Source organism: Nodularia sp. UHCC 0506, assembly GCF_034931045.1.
In the GTDB taxonomy this organism is placed as follows: Bacteria; Cyanobacteriota; Cyanobacteriia; order Cyanobacteriales; family Nostocaceae; genus Nodularia.
Map to the genome: position 1 here is coordinate 1 of NZ_JAYGHH010000005.1, position 10142 is coordinate 10142.

Sequence of the window (10142 nt, forward strand, 5' to 3'; positions counted from 1 at the left end):
TTTGTTCGATACGAAGTTGAAGCTGTATGGAAGTAATTTGTTGTTGTGAAGTATTTTTCGAGGGTCGTCCTCGTCCCATTTGACGAGTTGCTATTTGCGTTTGTTCAGTAATCGTAGTTGAGAAAAACTCAGTGACACGATAGCGTTTAAGGATATTCTCAACCTTAGTGACTCTAGTTCTTGATGATAAAACTGAATTTTGGCTTCAAGCTAGTCAAACATCACTGGATGAGGTTTGGGATAACGCTGAGAATGATGTTTATGACGCAATACTCTAAAAATGAGCTTTTGCGGGGTTGGTTGGGATTACAATAGAAACCAGCAGATCAAGACTTGTGCGATAGCGAAGCGCTCCGTAGGAATCGCTTTGATAATATGCAGAGTGCGATCGCAATACACAGACTATTATCCTGTGAGTATTTACGCTTTTGGCAAATTTGCAAAGAGTGCATTAGCCAAGCTTACCAGAGGCGATCGCACCTATGTTAACTATTCTTTTTTTAGGGTATAATATCAAAATTCTTACAGTGTTTCGGTCGAAATAATCTAAAATCTCGCTGGTCTAAAGTCAATATTTGTATAATCCCATAGCGTTCAGCTATAGCCATAACACTTGCATCTACAAAGTCAATTCGGCTATCTGCATACTCATTCAATATTTCGCCTACACGCATGATATCTTTATCTGTCAAAGCCACTAAAGTAAATCGGCTTGCAGATAGTCCTTGTAAAAACGCTACTACTGTCTTTACACCTGCATTCTTTCCTACTAGATAAGCTATTTCTGCTAGTACTGTTTGTGGTAATAAAATTTCCGTTTGTTGTATGTATATTTTTGTAACAATATTGTGCATTGTATCTGAACGATTCAACAATGCCACAACAAAGCCAGTATCAGCTACTGATGGGTTTCTTTCCATGTCCAACCTGATTTTTCACTAACATCATTTTGGAGAATATCTTCTGACTTGATAGCTAAATCAGGGTTTGCTGAGAATAAGCCAATTAATGGATCAGAAACATCATCATTAACAAGTTCTAGCGATTGTGTTTCCACGTATAATCTCACAGCTTCACTGATAATTGATTCAGGAGATTGACCACGTTCACTAGCTAGATTTATGACTTTTTCCCATAAAGTCTGCTCAGGTTTCCAGTTAAATGTAGAGTTCACAATATCAGTTCTCTCTCATTAGGCATTACTCAAATTATAACAATATCCCAGGGTTTAGCATAGCTTACCAGAGGCGATCGCTTTGATAATATGAAGAGTGCGATCGCAATATACAGATTATCATCCTGTGAGTATCTACGCTTTTGGCAAATTTGCAAAGAGTGCATTAGCCAAGCTTACCAGAGGCGATCGCTGTTTAGGTGTGGAGAGGTGCGATCGCGCCAGCGCTGACTTGTCAGTTCGCTTTTACTGAATACTTTCAATTAACTTAATATTATTTCTCAACCATTCATTGACTAAGATTTGCACATCAATGTTCTTTTCCTGAGCAATTTTCTTGAGAAAATTCTCAACATCTGGTTCAAGGTAAATCGGATAATGAAAAGTCGCATCAGCATTATAAAACTTACCTTGTTCAGCTTGGGAAAAATCATATTCTGCTTTCATAACTTTCTTCCTTGATAATTCTGTTGTTCATTAAAAGTTGCTTTTGGTGCTGAAATAATACGAATCAAACATGAGTCTTCATCTGTTTGTTCAAAAGTATGAATAACCACTCTTCAAATACACGTTTCATCTAAACCTATAGTAATCCACCTGTCTTCATAATCACTATGTTCCTCATCATATAAACTTAATTGATATTGATCAAGAAAAACAGTTGATGCTAAACGAAAATTGATTTGATGTTTACGAATATTCTGTTTTTCTTTTACTGGATTCCAATCAAAATTATAACGCAAATTTATAAATTACAGGAGATTAAATAAGTTTAAGTCAGAAATATACCATAATTTTATACTTTGACAGCGTTATCGGTAGTTTACCGTAGGTATCGCTATTTGGATATTTATGAGAAATCTGGGTAACGCCAAGCTTACCGAAGGCGATCGCTTTGATAATATGAAGAGTGCGATCGCAATACACAGACTATTATCCTGTGAGTATCTACGCTTTTGGCAAATTTGCAAAGAGTGCATTAGCCAAGCTTACCAGAGGCGATCGCTTAGGTATCGCTTGCGGTTATTATAAGCATTTCAGGGAAAATATTATAAGTTGTGAGCCAACAAGACAAACTCCTCGCTAAAATTTTATTGGGTACATCTGATGCAAACATTCCATTTACCCAACTATGTCAACTGTTATGCAGTTTAGGGTTCGATGAACGTGTTCGCGGAAGTCATCATATTTTTACCCAAGAAGGAATAGAAGAAATTCTGAATCTTCAACCTAAAGGTTCTCAAGCCAAAGCGTATCAAGTTAAACAAGTTCGTGCAGTAATTATCAAATACCAGCTAGGAGGTTAAAATGATGCTTCATTATGAAATCATACTCTATTGGAGTCAAGAAGACCAAGCCTTTATCGCCGAGGTTCCAGAATTACCTGGATGTGCTGCGGATGGGGAAACTTATCAAAAAGCACTGCAAAATGTAGAAATTATTATGCAGGAATGGATTGAAACTGCTCAAGCATTAGGTCGTCAAATTCCTGAACCAAAACAGCACTTGATGTCTGCTTAATTGAATATGGCAATTATTTGGTGATATGCTCATGGCTTACCGAAGGCGATCGCCACATTAAAAAATACTCAACCTATCAATTGATTCAAAGCCATTCGATGAATCACGTTCCTGATTGACATATTCTTGAGCGTCAATTCCACTCCAGATGTCTTTACCTAAACCACGTAACTCTAGAATGCTGCGTTTTGGCTTAGGTGTCATCGTCACCAGTTGAAGAATTGAACTTGATAAATCTTTAACTAGCTTAAGTTGTTCTTCAGGAGTAAGGTTTTTAGCTTGCTCCAGCACATCTTGATAATTAGACATACATCTTCTGTTTATATTGCTGTTACCCTAATTTAAATATACACAGACTATCATCCTGTGAGTATCTACGCTTTTGTTGCAAAGAGTACATTAGCCAAGCTTACCAGAGGCGATCGCTTGGGAAATGTACATTAAATTTTGGTGATAGGTTGAGTAGTGTTACCAATGTAAGTACTGAGCGATCGCGCAGTTTGCACTAAGAAATTATTAGGATCTACAAGACATGGACTGGAAGTCAAAACTGCTTCTAAAGGAACAGCAACGACTTGTCCATTTTGCCAAGCTACCATCTGTGCAGATTGTCCATCAGCTAACAAATCTACCGCCGCTTTACCAAAGGCTGTAGCAATCAAACGGTCTAAAGCTGAGGGTATACCACCGCGTTGAATATGTCCTAAAACAGAAACCCGAATGTCAATTTGATCACCACTGCAAAAACGAATCTCATTGGCGATATATTGACCCATACCACAGGATGGCCGTTCACAGGATGGATATGTGGATGAATCTATAGCTATTTGAGCGCCTTCTGCGACAACAACAATTGCAAATCTGCGTTCCCAGCGATCGCGCAATTCTGCCAAATGCTCACACACACCTCTAATTGAATAGGGAATTTCGGGAATTAAAATCACATCTGCACCCCCGGCAATCCCTGATTGTAGCGCTAAATGTCCGGCTTTGCGTCCCATTACTTCCACAATCATTACCCGGTCATGACTAGCAGCTGTAAACGTCAAACGATTCAAAGCATCAACAATGGTATTTACCGCAGTATCAAAGCCTACAACTCGTTCTGTCTGACCAACATCATTATCAATCGTCTTGGGAATCGCCACAAACTGCCAATTTCCTAAACTTTGCAGTTGAGTAAGAATTGCTAAACTCCCATCTCCACCAATCCCAATCAAAGCATCTAATTCTAAAGCATGATAGCCAGCAATAATTTCCTCAGCATGAGCCAGAGTATCCCCTTTATTAATACTACCAAGAATCGTGCCTCCCATATTCAGCAAAGGGTCAATACCACGGAGGTCTAAACCATGTATGCCCAGAGGAATAGTCTTTCTTTCTAAAAGTCCTCTGGTTGCATAGGGAATACCTAATACCTGCCAATTATAGGTGAGAGTAGCATGACTCACAACTGCCCGAATCACAGCATTTAGTCCCGGACAATCGCCACCACTGGTAAGAATACCCAGTCGTTTTTGCATAGTCATGACACCTCAATTTCAAACTTTGTTCTATCAATTACAAACCAGAAAATCTATCTAAATGGTGAAGACAAATGAAATCATCAATTCAAAAAAAATAATTGTATTTGTTGCTGTTTTTTCTTGATATTAGTTAACCACAACACATCAAAAAATTAAGTTTAACTTTCGTCACAAGTTGGTCAAATTGTTCTTCTATCATCTTAATGGATTGTTAGACTTGGAGCAGGGAGCAACAAAGAGGCGATAGCAATGAATTCAGCATCTGCTGTTAAAAGTAACAACACAGCAAAAGCGTCTTCAGCAACCCATCCTCACGAGGATAAGCGTTTAAAAATGCTATCAGCAACAATCAAACGCTATCAGTATCAACAGGATGCACTGATTGAGATATTGCATAAAGCACAGGAGCTTTTTGGCTATTTAGAAAACAATGTATTAGTTTACATCGCGCACCAATTAAAACTACCACCTAGTAGAGTTTATGGCGTGGCGACGTTCTACCATTTTTTTTCACTTGCACCTACTGGCGTGCATAGTTGCATGGTGTGTACAGGTACAGCCTGTTATGTCAAAGGCGCTGAAGAAATTCTGAACAATTTAGAAAAATCTATACATATCCGCCCTGGTGAAACTACGGCAGATGGTCAAATTTCACTGCTAACAGCTAGGTGTCTCGGCCCTTGTGGAATTGCGCCTGTTGTAGTACTTGATGATACCGTTTTAGGCGACCAAACCCCGGAATCAGTTGGCGAATGCATCAAAGGATGGCTGCAAAATGGATCTAGCTGAATTAAACGAAACTGCCCGCAAAGAATCTGATTCACAGAAACCTGTGCAAATTCGCTGTTGTATTGCAGCTGCTTGTCTAGCTACTAATTCACAAGCAGTCAAACAGCGTTTAGAAGAGGCTGTAACAGCAGAAAAATTAGCCGAACAAGTTGAAGTTTATGGCGTTGGCTGTATGCGTTTGTGCTGTCAAGGGCCATTAGTACAAGTGGAGAACAATACTGAACCAGAAAGTATAATTACGCTCTACGAAAAAGTTACACCTGATCATGCACCCTCAATTATTACTGCTCTCAATGGGGGAGAGACAACAGTTTCACAGAGTGATTTAACACATCCATTTTTTACATCTCAAATGTCCATTGTGTTAGAAAACAGTGGCAAAGTTAATCCAGAACGGATTCAATCTTATATTGCAGCCCAAGGTTATCAGGTGCTTTACCATGTCTTGCGGGAAATGACTCCTAGCGAGGTGGTAGACTCTATTACCCGCAGTGGTTTACGGGGACGTGGTGGTGCTGGTTATCCGACAGGTTTGAAATGGGCGACTGTGGCGAAAGCCGAGGGAGAACGCAAGTTTGTCATTTGTAACGCCGATGAAGGAGATCCGGGGGCGTTTATGGATCGCAGTGTTCTCGAAAGTGATCCGCATCGGGTTTTAGAAGGAATGGCGATCGCAGCTTATGCTGTAGGTGCAAATTACGGCTATATCTACATTCGCGCCGAATATCCTATTGCTATTAGTCGTCTGCAAACTGCAATTAGTCAAGCCCAAAGCTTTGGCATTTTGGGAAGTCAAATTTTTGACTCTCGCTTTGATTTTAAAATTGATATTCGCATCGGGGCGGGGGCTTATGTCTGTGGTGAAGAAACGGCTTTAATGGCTTCGATTGAGGGGAAACGTGGTACTCCTCATGACCGTCCACCCTACCCGGCTGAGTCTGGTTTATGGGGCTATCCAACGTTAATTAATAACGTCGAAACCTACGCCAATGTTGCCCCAATTATCCGTAATGGTGCGGAATGGTTCGCCAGTATTGGGACTGAAAAAAGCAAGGGTACAAAGGTTTTCGCTTTAGCTGGGAAAATCACTAACACTGGTTTGATTGAAGTGCCAATGGGAACTTCTTTACAGCAAATTGTAGAAGTCATGGGCGGTGGTGTACCTGAGAATGGTGTGGTGAAAGCTGTGCAAACTGGTGGTCCTTCTGGGGGATGTATTCCCGCATCGGCTTTTGATAGTCCGGTGGATTATGAATCTCTGACTGAACTTGGTTCCATTATGGGTTCGGGGGGGATGATTGTCATGGATGAAAGTACGAATATGGTGGATGTCGCCCGCTATTTTATGGAATTTTGCATGGATGAGTCTTGTGGTAAGTGCATTCCTTGTCGGGTCGGGACGGTGCAGTTATATAACTTGTTGACGAGGATTAGTGTGGGTGAGGCTTCTCTGGCTGATTTGGAGTTGCTGGAGGAGTTATGCGACATGGTGAAGCATACGAGTTTGTGTGGTTTGGGTCAGTCTGCGCCTAATCCGGTTTTTAGCACTTTGCGGTATTTTCGGGATGAGTATTTGGCTTTGATTTAAACGCAAAGGGGCGCAGAGGTTAACGCAAAGGTTCGCGGAGTTTTTTGGAGGTGAAGGTGAGATGGTTGTTAAGACTTTAACTATTAATGAGCGTTTGGTTAGTGGTCGGGAGGAGGAGACTGTTCTGCAAGCGGCGCAGGATGCTGAGATTTATATTCCAACTTTGTGTCATTTGCAGGGGGTTAGTGATGTGGGGGCTTGTCGGTTATGTTTGGTGGAGATTGCTGGTAGTAATAAGCTTCGACCTGCTTGTGTGACTAAGGTGACTGAGGGGATGGAGGTGAGGACAGATAGCGATCGCTTGCAAAAATATCGGCGTACAATTATCGAGATGCTGTTTGCTGAGGGTAATCACATTTGCTCGGTTTGTGTTGCTAATGGTAATTGTGAATTGCAAGATTTAGCAATTGAGATGGGTATGGATCATGTGCGTTTAGATTATCATTTCCCTGATCGCAAAGTTGATGTTTCACATGATCGCTTTGGTGTTGACCACAATCGTTGTATTCTTTGCACTCGTTGCATCCGTGTTTGTGATGAAATCGAAGGCGCACACACTTGGGATATGGCGGGAAGAGGGACAAATTCCCACGTCATCACCGATTTAAATCAACCTTGGGGAACTTCGCCAACTTGTACTTCTTGCGGTAAATGCGTTGATGCTTGTCCCACAGGTGCTTTGTTTGACAAAGGTTCCAGCGTCGCAGAAATGAAACGCGATCGCACCAAACTAGATTTCCTCGTCACCGCCAGAGAGAAACACCAATGGAACCTTAAACAATAACTGTTAACTCCCCAACTACGAATTACGAACTACGAACTACGAATTACGAATTACGAATTACGAACTATTATGTTTCATTTAAAACTAGCAACAGTTTGGTTAGGCGGATGTTCTGGCTGTCATATGTCCTTTCTCGATTTAGACGAATGGCTAATAGATTTAGCTGCACAAGTAGACTTAGTTTATAGCCCCTTTGCTGATGTTAAAGAATATCCCCAAGGAGTAGATGTAGTCTTAGTTGAAGGTGCAGTAGCCAACGAAGATCATTTACAAATGATACACCAAGTTAGAGAGCGATCGCACATTTTAGTTTCCTTTGGTGATTGTGCTGTCACTGGCAATGTTACCGCTTTACGCAACCCTTTAGGCAGTGCCGAACCAGTCCTCCAGCGCTGTTACATCGAAGCCGCCGATGTTCACGGACAAATTCCCCACGAACCTGGTATTGTTCCCACATTACTAGACCGGGTAGTTCCAGTACATAGAGTAGTACCAGTTGATATTTATCTGCCAGGGTGTCCACCCTCGGCAACTCGAATTAAAGCAACATTAGAGCCGCTATTAAGAGGACAAAAACCACGACTAGAAGGACGGGCATTGATTAAATTTGGCTAATTTAAACGTAGATACGAGAGATATTATATCTGATCAAATAGCCAAAAAACAAAAAACTCAATCTTTACCTCTGCACCTGGTACATTATTAAATTTTATGCTCATTTAGCAACGCCAATTTAAACAATAAAATTTATGTCTAAAAAAATTGTTATTGACCCAGTTACCCGCATAGAAGGACACGCCAAAATCAGTATTTATTTAGATGATACAGGACAAGTCAGCGATGCCAAATTTCATGTTACAGAATTTCGGGGATTTGAGAAATTTTGCGAAGGTCGTCCCCTGTGGGAAATGCCAGGAATTACAGCGCGAGTTTGTGGAATTTGTCCCGTAAGCCATTTATTAGCCTCAGCCAAAGCAGGCGATCGCATCCTGTCTGTTACAATTCCTCAAGCAGCCGAAAAACTGCGGCGGTTAATGAATTTAGCCCAAATCATTCAATCCCATTCCTTGAGTTTCTTTCACCTCAGCGCCCCAGACTTATTATTAGGAATGGATAGCGACCCCACAAAACGCAATATATTTGGCTTAATTGCAGCCGAACCAGAACTAGCCCGTGGAGGAATCCGCCTGCGTCAATTTGGACAAGAGATTATTGAACAATTAGGAGGACAAAAAATACATCCATCATGGGCGGTTCCTGGTGGTGTGCGCGAAGCCTTATCCCCAGAAGGACGCACCCATATTCAGCACCGCATCCCGGAAGCACGCACCACAGTATTAAATGCACTGAGTCGATTTAAAGAATTACTCAATAATTATCAACAAGAAGCCCAAACTTTCGGAAATTTTCCGAGTTTATTTATGGGTTTAGTAACTCCTGATGGTTTGTGGGAAAATTATGACGGACATATTCGTTTTGTCGATAGCGCCGGAAATATTATAGCTGATCAACTCGACCCCACTAATTATCAAGAATTCATTGGTGAAGCAGTTGAATCCTATTCTTATTTAAAATTTCCTTACTATCGACCTTTGGGTTATCCTGACCAGAGTGATCATTGTAATTTAAATAGTGGGATTTATCGAGTTGGTCCCCTAGCCCGGCTGAATATTTGTAGTCACATTGGTACACCTTTAGCTGATGTAGAATTAAGGGAATATAGAGACAGAGGTAAAGGCACAGTTAACTCATCATTTTTCTATCACTACGCCAGATTAATTGAAATTTTAGCATCAATTGAGCATATAGAAATTTTATTAGATGACCCAGATTTACTATCAAATAGATTGCGGGCTGATGCTGGCATTAATCAATTATCAGGAGTGGGAGTAAGTGAAGCCCCCAGAGGAACATTATTTCATCATTATCAAGTAGATAAAAATGGTTTAATGGAGAAAGTCAACTTAATAATTGCCACAGGTCAAAATAATCTAGGAATGAATCGCACAGTGGCGCAAATTGCCCGAAATTTTATTCATGGCGCAGAAATTGCTGAAGGAATATTAAACCGAGTAGAAGCCGGAATCAGAGCCTTTGATCCTTGCTTAAGTTGCTCAACTCATGCAGCCGGACAAATGCCATTACATATTCAATTAATTGATAAAAATGGGAGAATAGTTAACGAAGTTTGGCGAGAATAATTTGTAATTCGTAATTCGTAATTCGTAATTCGTAATTTTTAATTAATAAACTCCAACTACCCTCTCAAACCTTCATTCTCTCTGCGCCTCTGCGTGACATAAATTAAACTAAATAAAATGAACTATCAAGCTATCGCTATAGGTTATGGTAATGAATTACGTAGTGATGATGGTATTGGTCAAAAAGTAGCTAAAACCTTGCATCTATTACAGGTAAAATCCATTGCTGTTCACCAACTCACCCCCGAACTGGCTGACATTTTAGCCCATACTAATTTAGCAATATTTATTGATGCTTGTTTAATTTCCGAAAGTTCTCAAGTACAAATACAATCCCTTTCCCCGACATCTTGTAACATCATCTCTGGACATACAGCCGATCCGCGATCGCTCTTGGCTCTAACTCAAGCCCTGTATAATTATAGTCCGCCGGCTTGGTGGATTAAAGTGCCAGGAGTCAACTTTGAATTAGGATATAGTCTATCACCAATTGCGGAAATTGGAGTGGCGATCGCCTTACAAAAAATTACCCAAATTATAGACGAAAATTCCAATTCGC

16 protein-coding genes are annotated in these 10142 nt (G+C 40.6%); 10 read left to right on the top strand and 6 right to left on the bottom strand.

What is annotated here, in order from left to right; genetic code table 11:
• Positions 1-500: 500 nt before the first annotated feature.
• Together VB654_RS05340 and VB654_RS05345 are read right to left on the bottom strand one after the other, a co-directional pair.
• Positions 501-920 carry a type II toxin-antitoxin system VapC family toxin gene (locus VB654_RS05340; protein WP_323212505.1) on the bottom strand — a complete coding sequence of 140 codons (420 nt, stop codon included), beginning with the start codon at positions 918-920 and terminating at the stop codon, positions 501-503.
• Entirely contained in the window at positions 899-1174 is a 276-nt protein-coding gene (locus tag VB654_RS05345; RefSeq protein ID WP_323212506.1) for a hypothetical protein, read from the bottom strand. Before VB654_RS05345 ends, VB654_RS05340 begins: the two co-directional genes overlap by 22 nt.
• A gap of 97 nt (positions 1175-1271) precedes the next feature.
• On the opposite strand from VB654_RS05345, the gene VB654_RS05350 reads away from it, so the two are divergent.
• Positions 1272-1427: a hypothetical protein gene (locus VB654_RS05350; protein WP_323212507.1), complete on the top strand. Its 156-nt coding sequence runs from the start codon at positions 1272-1274 to the stop codon at positions 1425-1427.
• Here VB654_RS05350 and VB654_RS05355 read toward each other — a convergent pair.
• Together VB654_RS05355 and VB654_RS05360 are read right to left on the bottom strand one after the other, a co-directional pair.
• Positions 1421-1621 (bottom strand): hypothetical protein, encoded by a 201-nt coding sequence (locus VB654_RS05355; RefSeq protein WP_323212508.1) that lies wholly within the window; start codon positions 1619-1621, stop codon positions 1421-1423. The genes VB654_RS05350 and VB654_RS05355 overlap by 7 nt on opposite strands.
• Before the next feature lie 113 nt (positions 1622-1734).
• Positions 1735-1917, bottom strand: coding sequence for a BrnT family toxin (locus tag VB654_RS05360; protein ID WP_323212510.1), 183 nt, complete (start codon positions 1915-1917; stop codon positions 1735-1737).
• Between the two features lie 109 nt (positions 1918-2026).
• Between VB654_RS05360 and VB654_RS05365 the strand changes: the two genes are divergently transcribed.
• The 3 genes from VB654_RS05365 to VB654_RS05375 are packed head-to-tail and all read left to right on the top strand — an operon-like array spanning position 2027 to position 2695.
• On the top strand, positions 2027-2206 hold the full coding sequence (locus VB654_RS05365; RefSeq protein WP_323212511.1) for a hypothetical protein: 180 nt from the start codon (positions 2027-2029) through the stop codon (positions 2204-2206).
• Positions 2207-2232: 26 nt separating this feature from the next.
• Entirely contained in the window at positions 2233-2481 is a 249-nt protein-coding gene (locus VB654_RS05370; RefSeq protein ID WP_323212512.1) for a type II toxin-antitoxin system HicA family toxin, read from the top strand.
• A gap of 1 nt (position 2482) precedes the next feature.
• Complete coding sequence (locus tag VB654_RS05375) at positions 2483-2695, top strand: type II toxin-antitoxin system HicB family antitoxin (protein ID WP_323212513.1); 213 nt, start codon at positions 2483-2485, stop codon at positions 2693-2695.
• 57 nt (positions 2696-2752) lie between these two features.
• Here VB654_RS05375 and VB654_RS05380 read toward each other — a convergent pair whose 3' ends face one another.
• Together VB654_RS05380 and VB654_RS05385 are read right to left on the bottom strand one after the other, a co-directional pair.
• The gene (locus VB654_RS05380) at positions 2753-3004 is read right to left on the bottom strand and encodes a hypothetical protein (protein ID WP_323212514.1); all 252 of its coding nucleotides are present in this window, start codon (positions 3002-3004) and stop codon (positions 2753-2755) included.
• A gap of 131 nt (positions 3005-3135) precedes the next feature.
• Positions 3136-4218, bottom strand: coding sequence for an ATP-dependent 6-phosphofructokinase (locus tag VB654_RS05385; RefSeq protein WP_323212515.1), 1083 nt, complete (start codon positions 4216-4218; stop codon positions 3136-3138).
• A gap of 252 nt (positions 4219-4470) precedes the next feature.
• Here VB654_RS05385 and hoxE point away from each other — a divergent pair, with 252 nt between their 5' ends.
• The 6 genes from hoxE to VB654_RS05415 form a co-directional block, all read left to right on the top strand.
• The gene (gene hoxE, locus VB654_RS05390) at positions 4471-5010 is read left to right on the top strand and encodes a bidirectional hydrogenase complex protein HoxE (RefSeq protein WP_323212517.1); all 540 of its coding nucleotides are present in this window, start codon (positions 4471-4473) and stop codon (positions 5008-5010) included.
• Positions 4997-6598, top strand: a complete 1602-nt coding sequence (locus tag VB654_RS05395) for a NuoF family protein (protein WP_323212519.1) — start codon at positions 4997-4999, stop codon at positions 6596-6598. The genes hoxE and VB654_RS05395 overlap by 14 nt, the downstream gene beginning before the upstream one ends.
• Before the next feature lie 61 nt (positions 6599-6659).
• Positions 6660-7382: a bidirectional hydrogenase complex protein HoxU gene (hoxU, locus tag VB654_RS05400; RefSeq protein ID WP_323212520.1), complete on the top strand. Its 723-nt coding sequence runs from the start codon at positions 6660-6662 to the stop codon at positions 7380-7382.
• A gap of 69 nt (positions 7383-7451) precedes the next feature.
• Entirely contained in the window at positions 7452-7997 is a 546-nt protein-coding gene (locus tag VB654_RS05405) for an oxidoreductase (protein WP_323212521.1), read from the top strand.
• Between the two features lie 134 nt (positions 7998-8131).
• Complete coding sequence (locus VB654_RS05410) at positions 8132-9583, top strand: Ni/Fe hydrogenase subunit alpha (protein WP_323212522.1); 1452 nt, start codon at positions 8132-8134, stop codon at positions 9581-9583.
• A 117-nt stretch (positions 9584-9700) separates the two neighbouring features.
• Positions 9701-10142, top strand: a 442-nt coding sequence (locus VB654_RS05415; protein WP_323212523.1) for a hydrogenase maturation protease, incomplete at its 3' end; no start/stop codon positions are given.